Raw genomic sequence first — 16946 nt, forward strand, 5'->3', positions numbered from 1 at the left:
AGTGTATGGCTGCATGCAAGGGGCGCCCCGGCCCCCGTTGATTCGGCAACCGCTGGGTACGGCCGGTCCGCATTGGTGTCAACCCTATCTCGCGTCGCGCGTCATATTGGTATGGAATTGTCGAAGACCGCTGCATCCCGACACCCCAAGTCCACCGAGAACGACGTGCACACCTCTGCCGACTCCATGTCGTCCGACATCTATACGCGCGACGGCACCGCCATCGCCGTGTTCCATGGATCCACCGGGCACGGCCTGCTGGCCTATGGCGGCCAGCCCGGCATGCCGGCCGGCTTTGTCGACATCGGCCCGGACGGGCACGGCACCGAGTACCAGCCATTCGAAGGCACGGTGCGCAAGGTGACCGTGACCGTGGCGCGGACCGCGCAGGCGGTGGAGATCCGGCTGGCGCGTGGCGACGATGACCACGCACACCATGAAACCCAGGGCTGGACGCTGGGCCGCGACGCGCCGGCGCCAGATGCGCGGGCGCGGCTCGCGGGCGTCTATCGCGGCACCGTGCATGCGCAGGGCGAGGCCGGCACGATCGACGTCAGCATTGACGAGGCGGGCCGGATCGCCACCCGCGTACCGGGCAACTGCGCCGTGTCCGGCCAGTTGTCCGATGCCGCGGCGGCACGCCAGCCCCGCGCGTACCCGCTCTCGTCTGCCGTCTCGCTGCGCGTCTCCGGCCCCCGCCACTGCCTGCCCGGCGGCAAGGCGTTGACCGGCGAATGCCTCGGCTTTGGCCCGCGCCTGCTGGCCGTCTGCCGTACCGACGCCGGCGGCATGCTGTTCCTCGGCGAGCGCACCGACGCCTGACGCCTGAGCCCGGACGCCGGGCCGGCGCGGCCGGGTTACGCCTCCGCCGGCACGGACGCCGGCTGGCTGTCGGACGCACTGCGCAGGTGCAGCAGGAACTCGCCGGTCATCATCACCCACAGCCGCAGCATCGACGCCACGTGCGCGCGGCTGACGCCGTCGTACAGCGTCACATCCATCTCCAGCACGATCAGTTCGCCATGCGTCGCCAGCCGGGCAAAACGCTTGCCGCGATGCCAGCCATCGAGCACGTCGCGCGGCATCTCGCCGCCGGCCACGCGCAACGCGCAACTGAGCGTGAAGTCGGCGTACTGCCCGTCCGCCACGGCATTGCCCCAGAGCACCTGGAACCCCACGCCATGGCTGGCGCTGTGCAGATGGACGTGGCCGTCGCGTTCGGCGGTGGTCACCGCGCAGCCGGCGGCGCGGATTGCGTCGGCCAGCGTGTCGGCGTCGATGGCGGACAGCAGGTCCGTGGGACTGGTGGTATCGGTCATGGTCGTCATGGCGTGGCGGCGGGCACGCCCGTGGCGGCCCGCGGATCGAATCGGTTCTCGTGCAGGCGGTCGCCGTAGTCCTGCGCCGCGTTCTCCAGCCGCACGCGCATGCCGGCCGCCAGCGGCTGGCGCAGCGCCACGGCGTCGGCGATGTCAAAACGCTCGTACGCGGCCAGGATCTCCTTGCCCGTGGCCAGCAGGTTCGCGTTGCGGGTGCCGCACGCCTGGAGCTGCGCGTCGCGCTCGCGCAGCGCATCGGCCAGCTTGCCGCGGTCCTGCGTGGTCGCGGCCAGTTGCTGCTGCAACGTGCGCGCGGCCTCCTGCGATGCCTCGCGCTTCTCGTCGGCGGCCCGCGCCTGGGCGGCGGCGCCCTCTTCCACCTGGCGCTGCCGCGCGGCCAGGCCCTGCGCGCGCTGGCGCGCCGCGTCAAGATCGCCGCGCAGCCCGGCCAGTTCCTTGCGCGCGGCATCGCGGTCGGCCTCGGCCCCGCGCAGCGCGGCATGCATCGTCGATTTCTCCGCCTGGAGCTGCTGGTTCTGCGCGTTCAGCGTGCGCAGCTGCGTGCGCAGCCGGTCTTCCAGCGAGCCCTGCGCCTGCGCGAGCGCCGCCACCGGTATCGCGCAGAGCACCGCGCACCATGCCGCCTTCTGGATGGGTCCCATGATGTTCCTCAGAACTTGGCGTTCAATTCCAGCATCAGCACGTTGATGGCCAGCGGATCGCCGTAGACCTCGCGGCCGCTCAGCCAGCGGGCCTGCAGCCAGGCGTGCTTGTCGATGCCATAGGCGGCGCCCAGGAAATAGCCCTTGGCGTTGGTCCCGCCCAGGCGGAAGTCCGGGTCGGTGAAGCCATCCGGCACGGCGTCCGGCTGCAGGTACTTGTAGCCGAGCAGGAAGTTCCACTGGCCCCGCGCGGAGATCGTCTGGTTGCCGAAGATCGCGCGCAGCAGGTAGCCGTTCGGGCCGCTGCGCCACTTGTCCTTGTACTCGGCCACCGGCGTGGACCCGTCCACGCCCTCGTAGTGGTTGGCCGGGTACGCGCGCGGGTCCTGGAACGCGCGGTCCTTGTCGTACGCCAGGTTGCGCACGTAGCTGGCCTGCAGGCTGAACGGCAGCCTGAAGACCTGGGTGTCCCACTGCGCGGTCAGGTTCAGCGGACGGAAGTTCTGCGTCAGGCCAAAGAACTGCGGGTTCGACGTGTCGTCGACGTTGACCGGCACGTTGTTGCGCAGCCCGAACACCGTGTTGCCCTTCTGCATGAAGGCCGGGCGCGTGTTGTCGGTGTCGCAGGAAGGCGCCGATGTGAGGCACGGCGACGAGAACGCCCCGCGCATGCCGGTGAAGTGGTAGTAGGCGATGGCACCCTTGACGCGGTCCGCGCCCAGCTTGCCCTCGGCGCCGGCCTGCAGCGCGAACAGCCAGCTCGCATGGCTGTCCTTCTCCGGGCTGTTTTCCGGGAAGTTGTCGGCGCCGTAGTTGACCGGGAATACGCCGCCGGTCACGAACGCCGTGACGCCGCGATTGCCCACCGGCTTGAGCCAGCGGCCGGCGATGCCATCGAAGTTCAGGTCGTTGGCGAACAGCAGGTCCGCGTTGTCGAGCGAATAGAACGGGTTGCCGAAGCGGCCGGCCGTGACGCGGAAGGCTTCGGTGAAGCGGTAGTCCAGGTAGGCCTGGTCCAGCCAGATGCTCTTCTTGGCAAACCCGCCGCCCAGCGTCTGCGTGGTCGACACCGGCCCGTTGCTGCTGCCCGTGCCCAGCCGGATGCCCGCCGTGAGATCGTCCGAGATTGCCGCGGTCACGCCCAGCCGGGCGCGGATGCGGAACAGGTCGTTCTGGTCCTCGGTGGTGTTCAGCAGCGGCGGCAGCACACCGCTGGCGTTGTTCATGTTGACCGGGCCGTTCGCGTTGATGGCCGCGTAGTCCACGGCCGGCGCGTTGCCGCTGCCGTACAGGTTGGCCTGGTAGCGCACGCGCACGTCGCCCGATACCGTGATGCGCGACACCCAGTCCGGGAACGTGTTGGGCTGCGCCCAGTTTTCCGCCCTGGCCTGCGCGATGACTTCCTGCTTGACCTCGTCGCGGATCTCCGCGCGCACGCGGGGCGACACGTACGGCACGCGCACGTCGCCCGGTTGCGCAACGGCCGCACCGGCCACGCCCGCCACGCCACCCGCGGCCAGCGCCGTGCCGCCGCCAGTCGGTGGCTGCGCGGCGGCGCGGGCCTGGGCCAGCAGCGCGTCGCCCTCATCCCTGGTCAGCGTCCCGCGCATCACCAGGATGCGGATCAGGTTCTGCGTGACGTCGCCCGATGGCGCGCCGGCCGCGGCCTGGGCCCACGCCGGCTGGCCGCACATGGCCAGCAGCAGCGCTGCCGCCAGCGGTTGCAGTACAGGCCGGCGCACGCGCATTGCCTGGTTCATTGCTTTCTCCTCATGATCCGAATGTCCATGTCGTCAGGGGCGCCGCGCCTGCATCGCGACGCGCGCCGGAAAGGTCAGTCCCGCGGGCGGCTTCTCGTCGACCTGGCCCACGGCGCGCAACGCCGCCAGCAGGGCCTCGTCGGTCTTCGCATCGCCGCTGGAGCGCACCAGCTCCACGCGGGTGATGCGTCCGCCATCGTCGAGCCACAGGTGCAGCAGCAGTTGCGGATAGGCCAGCCGCGCGGTCGCCGGGTCGCGTTGCACCGCGCGCTGCAGCGCGTAGGCCAGGTACTGGCCGTACGTCGCGTTGCCGGCACGGCCGCCGCCGCTGCCCCCACCGCCCATGCCGCCACCGCTGCCGATCTGGATGCCCCCGGCGCCGGCCTGGGCATCCGCGTTCATCGTCACGCTCTCGGGTGCGTCGTTGGCGGGCTTGGGCGCCTCGGCCGGCTTGGCTGGCTCCATGGGCTTTGGCTCGGGCGCCTGCATGCGCTCCTTCACCTCGGGCGGCTTCTGTTCGGGCGGCGGCGGGGGCGGTGGCGGCGGGGGCGGCAGCGCCACCATCGGCGGCAGGCGCGGTGCCTCGCGGCGCGCGGCGGCCTTGTCCGCCGACCATTGCCAGACCAACCAGCCAACCAGCGCCACCACGGCCAGCGCCAGCGCGGCCAGGGCGGCCCGGCGTCTGCGGGCGGCTGGGGACGGGTGCGAATCCATGGCCTAGTTGCTCTGCTTGCCGGTCACCAGGCCCACCTGCTGCAGTTCCAGCCGGCGCAGCAGGTCCAGCACTTCCACCACCTTGCGGTACTGCACGCCAGCGTCGCCCTTGACGATCACCGGAAAATCGGGCGTCAGCGCGCGCTGCGAGCGCAGGCGGTCTTCCAGCTCGGGCAGCGTCACGGGCATCGCGTCCAGGTAGACCTGGCCAGAATCCGACACCGTGATGGCCTTGACCTTCTGCTCGGACAGGCTGGCCGATGCGCTGGCCTTGGGCAGGTCCACCTTGATGCCCTGCACGGCGGCCGTGGTCATCAGGATGAAGATGATCAGCAGCACGAACGCCAGGTCCAGCAGCGGCGTGATGTTGATGTCGTCGTAGGGCTTGTCGTCGTCATGCGCGGCGGCCATGGCGGTTCTCCTTGGTCCGTGCGGCTCAGACGTTGCCGCGCCCGTCGGCCGGCGCGGCCGGTGACAGGCCCACGCTGCCGCCGCCGCGCTGCGCCGGCACCAGGCCCGCCTCGGCAAAGCGGCGCATCAGCTCGGCCACGAAGCGATCCATGTGCGCGCCGGCATCGGCGCCGGCCTCGGCCAGCAGCGTCTCGGGCATCGCGTGCAGCTCGGCCAGCCGCGTCACGAACTCGTCGACGAACACGTCCATGTCGGCGCTGACGTTCTTGTTGCGCGTGAGCAGGTAGTTGTAGGAAAACAGCGCCGGGATGGCGACGAACAGACCCACCACAGTGGCCACCAGCGCGGCGGCAATGCCGGGTGCGATCGCGTTGATGTTGACCTCGCCGGCCAGCGCCACGGCCGCGAACACCAGGATGATGCCGACCACCGTGCCCAGCAGGCCCAGGTACGGGCCGCCCGAGATCGAGATCGTCAGCAGCACCAGCCCGCGGTTCAGCCGCTGGTTCTCGCGCACCCGGGTGGCGTCCATCGATGCGCGGATCGCCTCGATCGTCTCGGTGGTCACGGTCTGCGTGCCCTCCTGCTGGCGCCGGGTGCGCAGTTCGTTCACTGCCACCTGGTACAGGCGGTACAGGCTCGAATCGCGCATCGTGCGCTCCAGCGCCGCGTTGGCCGGTATCGCCTCGGCCAGCGCTTCGAGCCGGTGGCCGATCTTGCGGAACTGCTCGATGAAGGCGTCATTGGCGCGCGACACCCGGCCAACATAGGTTGCCTTGGTATAGGTCACCCACCACGACAGCACCGACATGATCGCCAGCAGGCCGATCACGACCCAGGCATCGACCGGCACGTTTGTCAGGATGAAACCGATCTCGCCAAAGCCGCCGCCGGCCTGCTTCTCGTCGGGCCCGTAGGCCACCAGCTTCGACTCGCTGCCCTGCATGGCCGCCTCGGCGGCCAGCAGCGCCGTGGGCCGGCGCACGCGCGAGACGCGCAGTTCGTCGACGTCCGCCACCAGGGCGGGCAGGTCGCCGGACGGATCGGCGCCCACCGTGGCCGGGCCGGTCAGCGCCGGCAGCGCCGCCGCCAGCTTCGCGGCTTCCTTGCCGTTGACCAGCAGCGCGATCTCGCCGTTGCCGGCCGCGACGGCCACATGGGTCCACTGCTGCGCGCCGATGGCCTGCTGCGCGGCGGCCTGCTGCGCCCCCAGCCGCACGTACGGCACGCCATTGGCCAGCCCCACGACCAGTGCATTGCCGGCGTCACGGCGCACGAATAGCGCGCCGCTGGCATTGGCGTCGGTGCGGATCCAGGCGCCCATCGTCAGCGCGCCGCCCGGGCCAACCTTCAGCGATTCGCTGGCAGGCAGCGCCATGCCCTGCTTGCCGTCGAGCTTCGCCGCCTGGCCGATCAGCCCCTCGCCCACCGCCACGCCGCCCTGGGCGTTGTTGTGGTACGCGGTGGCATCGGCCGGTGCCGTGCCCGACGCGCCATCGAAGTGGTAGACGGCCGTGTAGTCGGCATCGAACGGCGACGCGGCGCCACCACCCGGCGTGGCCTTCTGGTTGCCGTAGTACATCCACAGGTCCTGGCGCGCACCGCCGGCCACGGCCGGCACGTCGACCCACACCAGCGCCATGCCGAGCAGCGGGTCGAACTGTTCGACCTGGGCGGCAAGCGGCGTCTTGTCGTCGGCGGCCACGAAGCGCAGGTCGGCGCCCTTCTCGTGCACGCCATCGAACTGGAAGTTGCCCGCATGCAGCCGCACCAGCACCGGCACGCGCCCGAGCGGTTCGGCGATGTTGGCGCCGTTCGGCGTGGTATCGACCGAAACGGGCTTGCGGTAGGACCATTCCTGTTGCCACCACGCTTGCGCCGCCTGCGGCAGCAGGCCGGCGGCGAGGGCCAGGGAGAGAAGCAGTTTACGCATGACAGGGCTCCGTCGCGCACCTTGCGGGCGCATCAGAAATTGGCGCGGACATTGAAATTGACGGTCAGGGAGCCGGCTTCGGTCCGTTGCGCGTCGCGCAGCGGCCAGCCGAAATCGAGCTTGCCGGTGACCGCGCGGTACATCCGGAAGCTGGTGCCAAAGCCCACGCCCAGCAGCGTGTAGCTGCGGCGCTGTTCGGGCAGCGGGTCTTTCAGGCGCAGCGTGGCGGCGTCCAGGAAGCCGTAGACGCGCCATTCGTCCACGCCGGCCCAGAGCCAGTCCGCGTACGACGGCGATCGCACCTCCAGCGAGCCCAGCACGCCGTTGTCCGACGTGGCCTCGGCCGAGTAATAGCCGCGCACGCTGGTGGCGCCGCCGGCCGCGAACTGCTCGCTCGATACCAGCGGCCCCGACGAGACCTGCGCCGCGCCGCGCGCGTAGAGCTGCGCGCCGCTGCCGAGTGTCTGCGTGTGCGAGCCATCGGCCTTCAGGTACATGAAATCGGGCGACGCGCGGTAGCGCTTGGCGCCAAAGTCCTGCGCGCCGCTGCCGATGCCGGTGCCCATCACCGCGGACAGCGCCAGTGCGCTCTGCGAGCGCTCGCTGAAGCGGTAGCCGTTGAACGACAGCGTCATCGGCACGTAGTGGATCGGCACGTCCGAGCTGCTGCCGCCCAGCGAGACCTTTTCCTTGAGGTCCTTGAAATCGAACCCCAGCCCGACGGAGCCGGTCCAGTCACCGGTCTGCGGCAGCGCGTAGTTGCCCTGCAGACCCACCGCGTAGCCGTTGCCGAGCACGCTGGTGCCGCCCACCGTCGCCACGTTGCTGTCCGACGTATAGCCGGTGGCCTGCACGCTGAACGGCGAGTTCCGGAACGGCGCCAGGTAGCTGAACGACCAGACCCGCGCCTCGCTGAGCGCCTGCGGGGCGCCAAAGAACGTGACCGACGCCTGGTGGCCGCGCTGCCAGAGGTTGTCGTGGCTCAGCGTGGCCGACGCCCGCAGCGCGTGGGTATCCACGCTGTGGTCGTTGTTCAGCGACACGCTGCCGCCGAGCGGGTTGTGGTCTTCCACCTTCAGTTCGACATCGACCGTCTGCGGCAGCGACCCCGGCCGCACCATCGGCACCACCTGCCGGTTGGGCGTGGTGTTCAGGCTCGTGAGCTGCTGCTGCGCGGCGTTGAAGTCCGGCACGCCGCCTTCGGCCAGCGACGGTACGGCGTCACGCACCATGGCGGGCGAGTAATGCTCGGCACCCACCACGCGCAGCCGGCCCACGCGGGTTTCCACCACCTGCAACACCACCACGCCGCCGGTCACGCGCTGCTCGGGCAGTTCCACCACGACGGACTGGTAGCCGCGGTCCTGATAGCGCTTTTCCAGCGCGGCGCGCGCGGCCTGGACGTCGTCGACGGAACGGTCGGGGCCCAGGAACGGCTCGATCGACGTCTCGATCTCCACGGCATCGAGCACAGTGTTGCCGCGCACCACGTACTCGTTGACGTCGAAGCGGGCCGGCGCGGCCTGCGCGGCGGCGGCGCCGGCGTGCGCCACCATGATCAGCAGCATCGCCGCACGCGACAGGCGCGAGCGCTCCCCGATCCCGTGTTGCCGGGACATTTCCATACCTGCCCTCTTTGTGGATGCGGGCGCTGTCAGCGCACGGCGGAAATCACGCTGTCCAGCGCGGCCTTGTCGATGGCGTTGGCGCCCTGCGCGCTGACCTGCTGCCGCAGGTACTGCTGGGCGGCGTCGGCCTCGTACTGCTGGCGCATGGTGGCGCGCAGCCGGTCGCGCACCTCGGCCAGCGGACGCAGGCCCGCCTCGCGCACCTCCAGCAGCTTCAGCACATGGAAGCCGTTGGGCGTGCGCACCGGATCGGACACCGCGCCCGGCTTCATGCCAGCCACCGCCGCGCGGATCTCGGGAATCATCTCGGCCTCGGATACCCAGCCGGTGTCGCCGCCGCTGGCGGCCGAGCGCGGCTCCTGCGAGCGGGCCCGGGCCAGCGCGGCAAAGTCGCCACCGCGCGCCTGCCGGGCCAGGTCGTCGGCATCCTTGCGCGCCTTGGTCACGGCCGCGTCGTCGCCGGTGGCCGCCACGAAGATCTGCGCGATGTGCCACGCCTTCGGCGCCGTGAATGCCGCCTTGTTGGCGTCGTAGGCGGCCTGCAGCTCAGCGTCGGACGGGTAGGCCTGCGGCGCCTGCGAGATCGATTCCAGATAGCTGCGCACCACCACCTGCTGGCCGGCGTCGCGCGCCATGGCGGCCACGTCAGGCTTCTTCGCCCAGCCCTTGGCCTCGGCTTCGGCCAGCACGGTCTTCTGCGCCAGGCGGCCCTGCACCAGCCGCTCCAGCAGTGCCTTGTCGGCGGCCAGGCGCTGGCGCGCGGGGGCGTCCAGGCCGCGCAGGAACGTTTCCAGCTCGTCCTGGGTCACAGTGGCACTGCCGCTGCGCGCCACCACCTTGTCGGCGCCCATCGCGGACGTTGCCAGCGCGGCACACAGCACGGCGGTGCCGGCGTGGAACGCCACGCCAACGCGAATATGTCTCAACTGCAGCTTGCGCATGGCAAGGAGCCTCCGGTAGCGTTCGCTCAACGACGGTCCTGGCCTTTACCACGGAGCACAGCGTTGAAAAAACTTCTGGGATTTGCAATGGCGGCGATTCTTGCGGCGCACGGTGACGTGGTTGTTGCGGAATCTGGGCAGATTGCCGACGCGCAACACGGCGCTGCGTGCGTCAGCGTCGAAGTCAATGGACAACGCGCGCCAGCGCTCGATTGCCTGAACGAGCGGCTGGCGCGCGGGGTGCAGGCGCAGCGCCCGCCGGAGGCCGCGACGCCGGGCGAGCAGGCGGCCGGCCGCCCATCGAACCAGCTCGGCCTGTTCAACTATTCGGCCACGGCCAACCGCATGGGCAACACCTTCGGCACGTCGGCGCAGGCGCAGCGGCCACCCGAACGGGTGACGTTCATGCCCGCCGTGGGGCCCCGCCGATAACGTAACAATGCCCTCCCCTTCGTCGGTGGGGACTGGTGCCACGCAACGCCAGCGCCACCGGACGCCGCCGGCAATTGGGTAATGAAAATGGCAATGAATGTCCAGATCGTGTAACGATTCCGACACGGACCTCACATAGCATCGACTGCGACCTGGCCCCTTGCACGCACCGAGCGCTTTACCGGGAGGCAGTTTGATGAAGCGTTCACGTCTCGCAAGGCGTGCACGGCCAGGGAGCGCGAGGCAGTCCATTTTTCGCGTCTGAGCCGCCATTCCAACCATACGCAGCCAACGCGCCCGCACGCTTGCAGCGGACGCGCTTTGTCACGGCTAGCCAAGCGGCCATTCCATCTTCACGGACCCCCCTTGCCGCTCCTGCCGGTCAGCCCGGCAGTCGCCTGTTTCGTCGCAATAAAAGGGATAAATGCAAATGACGGAAAACCAATGGGTCATGAACGTGACGAAGTTCAGTTCTAACCCGTCGAGGGCCCTTGAGGCCGCGCAGGAACAGCCGGTACTGGTCATCCGGCACCAACGGCCGCACGCCTACCTGGTGTCAGCCGCATGGTGGCGGGAAGTGATGACGCTGCTGGCCGAAAGCAAGGCAAACCTGGCAGACCAGGGCACGCTGCCCGGCGACTTCGGCAGCAACTGAACGGCACGCCCCGCGCCGCCAATCCCCTGGCGGCCGTCCCCTCCCCGGCCCCGGCGGCCAACCCCCGGCACGGGGGGCAATGTTTCAGATTCCTGACATTTCTTTCGCACGCAAATGGAATATTTTGTGGCCCGGTGTTCGCGCCCGCGCCGTGCGTGATGGTTCGATGGCAAAACCTGCCCCTTTGCCGCCACGGTTGTGCCGCAGTGGGCCGATATGTTGGTGGGGTTAGCCGCCCCGACCAACCAGGAGCCCAGCGTGCCCGCATTCCGCTATGAAGCTGTCGATCTGGGGGGGAAGGTGCATCGCGGCGTGCTGGACGCCGAGGGCAGCAAGGCCGCGCGCGGCCAGTTGCGTACGCGGGGGCTGACGCCGCTCAAGGTGCTGCCGCTGGCCACGGCGGCCGGGCAGCAGATGACCCTGTTCTCGCCCCGGCTCGGCGCGCAGGAGCAGGCCCTCTTCACGCGGCAGCTATCGAGCCTGCTGACGGCCGGGCTGCCGCTCAACGAGGCGCTGGCCGCGCTGGCCGACCAGGCCGAACGCAGCTACATGCGGCAGCTGTTGAGCGCCATCCGGGCCGACGTGGTGGGCGGCCAGTCGCTGTCCAGCGCGCTGCAGCAGCATCCGCGCGACTTCCCGGACATCTACCGCGCGCTGGTGTCCGCCGGCGAGCACAGCGGCAAGCTGCACCTGGTGCTGACCCGGCTGGCCGACTACGTGGAAAGCCGCAACGCGCTCACGCAGAAGATCAAGCTCGCCTTCACGTACCCGGCCGTGGTCACCGTGGTGGCGTTCGGCATCGTCGTGTTCCTGCTGACCTACGTGGTCCCGCAGGTGGTGGGCGTGTTCACCACCACCAGGCAGAAGCTGCCGCTGATCACCGAAATCATGCTGGCCTGCAGCGATTTCGCGCGCGAATGGGGCTGGGCCGCCGCGCTGGGCGTGGTGGCGCTGGGTTGGACCGTGCGGCGCTTCCTCGCGCAGCCCGGGCCGCGCCATCGCTGGCACGTCTGGCTGTTGACCGCCCCGCTGCTGGGCAAGCTCGTGAGCGGCTACAACACCGCGCGCTTTGCCAGCACGCTGGCCATCCTGACCAGCGCCGGCGTGCCGATCCTGCGCGCGCTGCAGGCCGCCGGCGAGACGTTGAACAACGTCGCGCTGCGCGCCACGGTTGAAGACGCCATCTCGCGCGTGCGCGAAGGCACGTCGCTGGCCCGCGCGCTGGCGGTGACCAACCGGTTCCCGCCCGTGCTGATCCACCTGATCCGTTCCGGCGAGGCCACCGGCAATCTGCCCGACATGCTGGAGCGCGCCGCGCAGGGCGAAGCCAGCCAGCTTGAGCGGCGCACCATGTTCATCACCGGCCTGCTGGAACCCGCGCTGATCCTGGGCATGGGGCTGATGGTGCTGATGATCGTACTGGCCGTGCTGATGCCGATCCTCGAAATCAACCAGATGGTGCGCTAGATGGGCCGCCTGCGTAACGCCTGGACGTGGACGGCCAGCCCGGCGGATGCGGGCACGATGCCGACGTCGGCCACCGGGAAACGCCGCGCCCGGCGCCCGCGCGGGTTCACGCTGCTGGAACTGCTGGTGGTCATCGTGATCGTCGGCGTGGTCAGCGGCATGGTGGCCGTCAACGCCCAGCCCAGTCCCGGCCAGCTACTGGCGCAGCAAGCGCAGCGGCTGATCTGGCTGATGCAGGGCGCGCACGACGAGGCCCGGCTGCGCGGCGCGCCGATTGCCTGGGAAGCCGATGCGCGGTCGTGGCGGTTCCTGATCCGCGACGGCTCGCGCTGGCTGCCGCTGCGCGACGACACGCTCGTGCCCGGTTCCTGGGGCACGCCGCTGGCCGCGCTGCAGGTGTCGCAGCCCGGTGCGCCGGTGCAAAGCGGCGGCGCCCGCATCCTGTTCGGGCGCGAGGCCGTGGAGCCGACGCTCGACATCCTGCTGCAACGCGACGGCGCGACGGTGCGCATCGTCACCCTCGCGCCGGGCCGCTATGCCGTGCAATGACCGCGCCGGCTTCACGATGATCGAGGTGCTGGTGGCGCTGGTGATCGTCGCCGTGGCGCTGGGCGCCTGCATGCGCGCCGCCGGCATGATGGCCGACAGCAGCGACGCGCTGCGCGCCCGCACCGTGGCCGGCTGGAGCGCCGCGAACCGGCTGGCCGAGCTGCGCCTGGCCGCCGCGCCGCCCGCGCCGGGCACGCGCCGTTTCGGCTGCAACCAGGGCCCGGTGGCGCTCGACTGCGAGGAAAGCGTGATGGCCACCAGCGACCCGCGCCTGCTGCTGGTGACCGTAGCCGTCTACCGGTCCGGCGACGCCGGCACGCGGCTGGCGCAGCTTGCCCAGGTACTGCCCCGATGAAGCCGCGCGGATTCACGTTGATCGAAATGGTGATCGCCGTGGCGCTGCTGGCCATCGTGGCGCTGATGTCCTATCGCGCGCTGACCGGCATCATCCGCGGCCAGCAGGGTGTGGTCGATACGATGACCGACCTGCGCGAGGCCGACCGCCTGTTCGACCAGCTCGCCATCGACCTGGCCGATGCGGTGCCCGACGCCGACCTCGGGGCCCATGCCATCGCGTTCGACGCCACGCAACTCCGCATCGTGCGCCGCGCGGACGGCAGCGCCGATGGCGAGGGGCCGCCGCGCTGGCAGGCCGTGCGCTACCGCAGCGCCGAAGGCGTGCTCTGGCGCGAACTGTCGTCGCCGCTGGCCAGCCGTGCCGAGGCACGCGCCGCCCTGTCGGCCGCGCCGGTCGAGCGGCAGGCGCTGGTCGGCCGCGCCGCCGGCATGCAGGTGCGCGGCTGGCTGTCCGATGGCGCGCGGCGCGGCTGGGCCGCCACCGATGGCGAGCGCAAGCCCCCGGCCGCCCCGCCCGGCACCGCGCCCACGCAGCCGCGCAACGCCGTGGGCGGCATCGAGATCGTCGTCCTGGCGGGCGCGCCGCCGAGCGCCTACCGGCGCGTCATCGCGGCGGCGCAGCGCTAGGCCGGTGCCGGGGCGAGCGTCATGGCGCCGCGTCGTCCGGCTCGCGCACCCAGAGCACGCGCGTGCGCACGGCCACGCCGATGCCGCTGCGGTACAGCAGCGCCTGCACGCGGCGCACGGCGCGCCCGCTGCGTACCGTTCCATGGACGATGAAGTAGTGGCTGCCCGCGTCCAGCATCAGGCCCTGGAGTTCGCCGCCCGCCGGCGTCATCGCCGCCGCCCGCAGCGGCAGGTCGCTCACGCCGCGCCAGTAGGCACGATCGCGATCGGCAATCAGCGTGCTGGCCTGCGACACCGTCAGCCCCGGCACGAAGGCCGCCAGCAGTTCCGGCCCCGCCGTGTTGATGTTCAGCGACGTCGGCTCGGGCAGCGCCACGACGAACGGCGCCAGCCGGGCCACCGCCTGCGGCGTATAGCCCCGCACGGCGCGCAGGTCCGCGGCGCGCAGCAGCGGCAGCGGGCCGTCGGGACGCAGTGTGCGCAGGATGTAGTCCGCCGTCGGCGCCGCCAGGCTGGTGTCGAGCGACAGCGACGCCAGCAACCGCCGATACGCCTGCACGCCCACGGCGCTCACGCCGGGCGGCTCGGTCAGGCTGGCGGCCGTGACCAGCGTCATCAGGTTGAAGCGCCCCTGGGCATCCTCGATCTCGGCACCTACCTCGATGTCCCCGGCGCCGGACAGCGTCGCATGCGATGCCGCCGCCGCGCCGATCCACGCCGCCAGCGGCGCCGGCGGGCGTGGCTCGGCCCAGCGCTGGCGCAGATGATCGATCGACGACTGCGTGCCGCTTTCCTGCACGATGGCCACCGCCCACGCCGTGATCGCGTCCTGCATGGCCTCGCCCTGCGCCCGCAGCCGGCGCGATTCCACGGCGCGCGTGGACGCCTGCTGCTGCACGAACATCGTCGTCACCAGCGTCACGCACAGCGCCACCACCAGCAGCGCCGTGACCACGGCCGCACCGCGCTGGCGCGGCATCACGATCCCCGTCCGGACAGCCACGCCCAGCACGCCTCGACATCGGCGGCCGGCATTCCGGGGCGCGGCCCGGCCAGGAAGCCCAGGTCCAGCGCCACCTCCTCCAGGTGGAACATGTGGTGCTGCGACGGCACCGTGGCCAGGCGCGGCCGGGCGTAGTACGCCTTGTAGAAGCGCGGCGCGGGGTCGCGCAGCGCCTGCACGTCCGCCACGCTGCCGGCCGATCCGTCGAACCAGAACCGCACGGAACTGCCGCCATGCCGCGTGCCGCGTTCGCCGGGCAGGAAGCCCGCCATCGCCAGTTGCAGATACGGCACCAGCGCCGGGTGCAGCCCGGCCTGGCGCCAGAGCCCGCCCTGCGTGGCCAGTTCGGCCAGCGACAGGAAGCGCTCGACCGGCATCGATGGCAGCAGGTCGTCACGCCGCATCCGCTGCAGATGCCATTCCCAGCGCGACACATAGGCGTGGCGCTGGGCCACCGACACGTGGACGTCCGGCGACGGGTCGATCCGCAGCCCGTCGGGCAGGTCGCCGTGCCGCACCAGCGGGCACGGCAGGCGGCAGTTCGCGCCATGGCTGAAGCGCGGGCGAATGCGGGTACTGAGCGCGCCGATCAGCAACAGCGCGCGGTGGCACAGCGGGCAGCGCGGCTGCGGGGCCTCCCCCTGCAGGGCCCGGGCGCCGTACTCGTCGAGATAGGCCTGGACCGAGATCATGCGCGCGTCTACCGGATGCAATGCGAGTTTCATGGGCGTGTGCCTGTCGAAACGTCGATGGGCCACAGCCGCTCCCCTGAGTCGAAGCCGGAATGCAGTTGTTGTGCTCGCGGGCGTCGTGGCCGGCGATGTGTGCCACGTTACAAAGCAGGATTTGCGCGGCCGTGACCGAATCTGCGAATATCGCGAAACACATCCGCCCCGCTCCGGTCATACAGGGGCCGCGCCCCCCGCATCCGGCGCACCCCGCCTTCGTCCGCCGTCCGCCTCATGCTCCGCAGGGCCGGCCGGCGCGCGTCAACATAACGAAATGGCATGAGCCAGTTTCGTCATCTCTTCACAGTGCCATCCGTGGGCTTTCATCGCTGTTGCCAAGAATGCCGTCTGCGGGCATGACGCCACAGCAGCGTCACCCGCGGCTTCACCAGTCATGCATGTCATCCATTCCATGCTTTCCACCCAACAGGGAGTTGCACTGTGAAACTGAAGCACGCACTGATCCAGGCCGCTTGCGCGGCCGCCGCTTTCTCGGCGACCGCCGTCATGGCCCAGACCGTCGTCGGTGGTGGCGCCACGCTGCCCGAATTCCTGTACAAGCAGGAAATCCAGCAGTTCCCGGCCGATTACTCGTACGCCTCCACGGGTAGCGGCGCCGGCAAGACGGCCCTGCTGACGAACAACCCGGCCGCCTTCAACACCGCCACCGGCCGCAACGACACCGTCGTGCACTTCGCCGGCAGCGACTCGGTGCTGTCGTCGACCGAAATCAGCAACTTCAACACCGCCGCCGCTGGCCCGCTGGTGCAAATGCCGTCCGTGGCCACGGCCGTCGGCATTCCGTTCAAGAACGGCCTGGCGAACCTGACGCTGAGCACCGACCAGCTTTGCGGCATCTTCTCGGGCAAGATCAACGACTGGAACGCCATCAACGCAGGCTTCCCGGCCGGCACGGCCATCAAGGTCGTGTATCGCGGCGACAGCAGCGGCACGACGGAAATCCTGACGCGCCACCTGGCTGCGGTCTGCACCACGGGCACCTCGGGCAACTCCAACGTGGCCTTCACGGCCGGCACCACGTTCGCCAACAACTTCCCGGGCGGCGTGCCGAGCAACTTCTCGGCCGCCACGGGCAGCGGCGGCGTGCGCGACGCCGTGGATTCGCTGGGCAACGCCATCGGCTACCTGAGCCCGGACTACATCAATGCCACCCTGGCCCCTTCGTCGACGGTTGCGACCAAGAACCTGCCGGCTGCGCGTCTGACCAACAAGAACAACGGCGTGTCGTACACCCCGACCGCCGCCAACACCACGGCTGGCCTGTCGACGGCCACGCTGGGCGCGAACCTGGCCCTGCCGGCAAGCTGGGCGCCGACCGTGGCGAACCCCGCCTCGGGCTACCCGATCGTGGGTTTCACGTTCCTTGACCACGTTCAGTGCTACGCCGATGCGAACGTCCGGAGCAAGATCCTGGCGTTCCTGGATGCACACACGAACTACACGTCGGCTCAGGTCAATCGCATCAACGGCAACGGCTTCGCGCCGCTGCCGACCGCGATTGTCGACGCCATCCGTGGCAATCTGCTGGCCAACAACAACTCGCTGAACCTGAACATCGGCAACGCCACCGCCTGCGCTGGCAAGGCTGGTCGCTGATGGTCTGACGGGAGGCGCCTCCGCACGGGGGCGCCTGCCAACGGCAAGAACCCCGCGCGCCGCAAGGCGTGGCGGGGATTTTTATCGTCTGCATCAGGGCCGGAATCGCGGCCGGAAGGCGGGTCTTTCGCCCCACCCCCGCC

18 protein-coding genes are annotated in these 16946 nt (G+C 70.4%); 8 read left to right on the forward strand and 10 right to left on the reverse strand.

What is annotated here, in order from left to right:
- Positions 1-111: 111 nt before the first annotated feature.
- Complete coding sequence (locus EHF44_RS16080) at positions 112-822, forward strand: hypothetical protein (RefSeq protein WP_148094322.1); 711 nt, start codon at positions 112-114, stop codon at positions 820-822.
- Positions 823-857: 35 nt separating this feature from the next.
- Here the strand turns inward: EHF44_RS16080 and EHF44_RS16085 are convergent, their stop codons facing one another.
- From EHF44_RS16085 to EHF44_RS16120, 8 genes are read right to left on the reverse strand one after another with little or no spacing between them, the layout of a single operon-like run.
- The gene (locus EHF44_RS16085) at positions 858-1328 is read right to left on the reverse strand and encodes a YbjN domain-containing protein (RefSeq protein ID WP_253699896.1); all 471 of its coding nucleotides are present in this window, start codon (positions 1326-1328) and stop codon (positions 858-860) included.
- Complete coding sequence (locus tag EHF44_RS16090; protein WP_124684571.1) at positions 1325-1981, reverse strand: DNA repair protein; 657 nt, start codon at positions 1979-1981, stop codon at positions 1325-1327. The genes EHF44_RS16085 and EHF44_RS16090 overlap by 4 nt, the downstream gene beginning before the upstream one ends.
- Before the next feature lie 8 nt (positions 1982-1989).
- On the reverse strand, positions 1990-3741 hold the full coding sequence (locus tag EHF44_RS16095; RefSeq protein WP_124684572.1) for a putative porin: 1752 nt from the start codon (positions 3739-3741) through the stop codon (positions 1990-1992).
- A gap of 33 nt (positions 3742-3774) precedes the next feature.
- Positions 3775-4455 (reverse strand): energy transducer TonB, encoded by a 681-nt coding sequence (locus tag EHF44_RS16100; RefSeq protein ID WP_124684573.1) that lies wholly within the window; start codon positions 4453-4455, stop codon positions 3775-3777.
- 3 nt (positions 4456-4458) lie between these two features.
- On the reverse strand, positions 4459-4866 hold the full coding sequence (locus EHF44_RS16105; protein WP_124684574.1) for an ExbD/TolR family protein: 408 nt from the start codon (positions 4864-4866) through the stop codon (positions 4459-4461).
- A 25-nt stretch (positions 4867-4891) separates the two neighbouring features.
- A complete protein-coding gene (locus tag EHF44_RS16110) occupies positions 4892-6799 on the reverse strand; it encodes a MotA/TolQ/ExbB proton channel family protein (RefSeq protein ID WP_124684575.1) in 1908 nt (635 codons plus the stop codon).
- Between the two features lie 32 nt (positions 6800-6831).
- Complete coding sequence (locus EHF44_RS16115; RefSeq protein WP_253699898.1) at positions 6832-8418, reverse strand: ShlB/FhaC/HecB family hemolysin secretion/activation protein; 1587 nt, start codon at positions 8416-8418, stop codon at positions 6832-6834.
- Positions 8419-8453: 35 nt separating this feature from the next.
- Positions 8454-9368 (reverse strand): peptidylprolyl isomerase, encoded by a 915-nt coding sequence (locus tag EHF44_RS16120; RefSeq protein ID WP_124684577.1) that lies wholly within the window; start codon positions 9366-9368, stop codon positions 8454-8456.
- A gap of 63 nt (positions 9369-9431) precedes the next feature.
- Here EHF44_RS16120 and EHF44_RS16125 point away from each other — a divergent pair, with 63 nt between their 5' ends.
- The 6 genes from EHF44_RS16125 to EHF44_RS16150 all read left to right on the forward strand — a co-directional run bounded on the left by EHF44_RS16125 (position 9432) and on the right by EHF44_RS16150 (position 13455).
- The gene (locus tag EHF44_RS16125) at positions 9432-9800 is read left to right on the forward strand and encodes a hypothetical protein (RefSeq protein WP_124684578.1); all 369 of its coding nucleotides are present in this window, start codon (positions 9432-9434) and stop codon (positions 9798-9800) included.
- A 430-nt stretch (positions 9801-10230) separates the two neighbouring features.
- Positions 10231-10455 (forward strand): hypothetical protein, encoded by a 225-nt coding sequence (locus EHF44_RS16130; RefSeq protein WP_172966067.1) that lies wholly within the window; start codon positions 10231-10233, stop codon positions 10453-10455.
- Between the two features lie 258 nt (positions 10456-10713).
- Positions 10714-11922, forward strand: a complete 1209-nt coding sequence (gene gspF, locus EHF44_RS16135; protein ID WP_124684580.1) for a type II secretion system inner membrane protein GspF — start codon at positions 10714-10716, stop codon at positions 11920-11922.
- Complete coding sequence (locus tag EHF44_RS16140) at positions 11923-12471, forward strand: GspH/FimT family pseudopilin (protein ID WP_124684581.1); 549 nt, start codon at positions 11923-11925, stop codon at positions 12469-12471.
- On the forward strand, positions 12458-12826 hold the full coding sequence (gene gspI / locus EHF44_RS16145; protein WP_124684582.1) for a type II secretion system minor pseudopilin GspI: 369 nt from the start codon (positions 12458-12460) through the stop codon (positions 12824-12826). Before EHF44_RS16140 ends, gspI begins: the two co-directional genes overlap by 14 nt.
- On the forward strand, positions 12823-13455 hold the full coding sequence (locus EHF44_RS16150; protein WP_124684583.1) for a PulJ/GspJ family protein: 633 nt from the start codon (positions 12823-12825) through the stop codon (positions 13453-13455). Before gspI ends, EHF44_RS16150 begins: the two co-directional genes overlap by 4 nt.
- Positions 13456-13474: 19 nt before the next feature.
- Here EHF44_RS16150 and gspK read toward each other — a convergent pair whose 3' ends face one another.
- Together gspK and EHF44_RS16160 are read right to left on the reverse strand one after the other, a co-directional pair.
- On the reverse strand, positions 13475-14434 hold the full coding sequence (gene gspK, locus EHF44_RS16155) for a type II secretion system minor pseudopilin GspK (RefSeq protein WP_124684584.1): 960 nt from the start codon (positions 14432-14434) through the stop codon (positions 13475-13477).
- Positions 14434-15183: a hypothetical protein gene (locus tag EHF44_RS16160; RefSeq protein WP_124684585.1), complete on the reverse strand. Its 750-nt coding sequence runs from the start codon at positions 15181-15183 to the stop codon at positions 14434-14436. The genes gspK and EHF44_RS16160 overlap by 1 nt, the downstream gene beginning before the upstream one ends.
- Before the next feature lie 444 nt (positions 15184-15627).
- On the opposite strand from EHF44_RS16160, the gene EHF44_RS16165 reads away from it, so the two are divergent.
- Positions 15628-16803 carry a substrate-binding domain-containing protein gene (locus EHF44_RS16165; protein ID WP_124684586.1) on the forward strand — a complete coding sequence of 392 codons (1176 nt, stop codon included), beginning with the start codon at positions 15628-15630 and terminating at the stop codon, positions 16801-16803.
- The last annotated feature ends 143 nt before the right edge of the window (positions 16804-16946 follow it).

This window comes from Cupriavidus pauculus (assembly GCF_003854935.1).
Classification (GTDB): Bacteria; Pseudomonadota; Gammaproteobacteria; order Burkholderiales; family Burkholderiaceae; genus Cupriavidus; species Cupriavidus pauculus_C.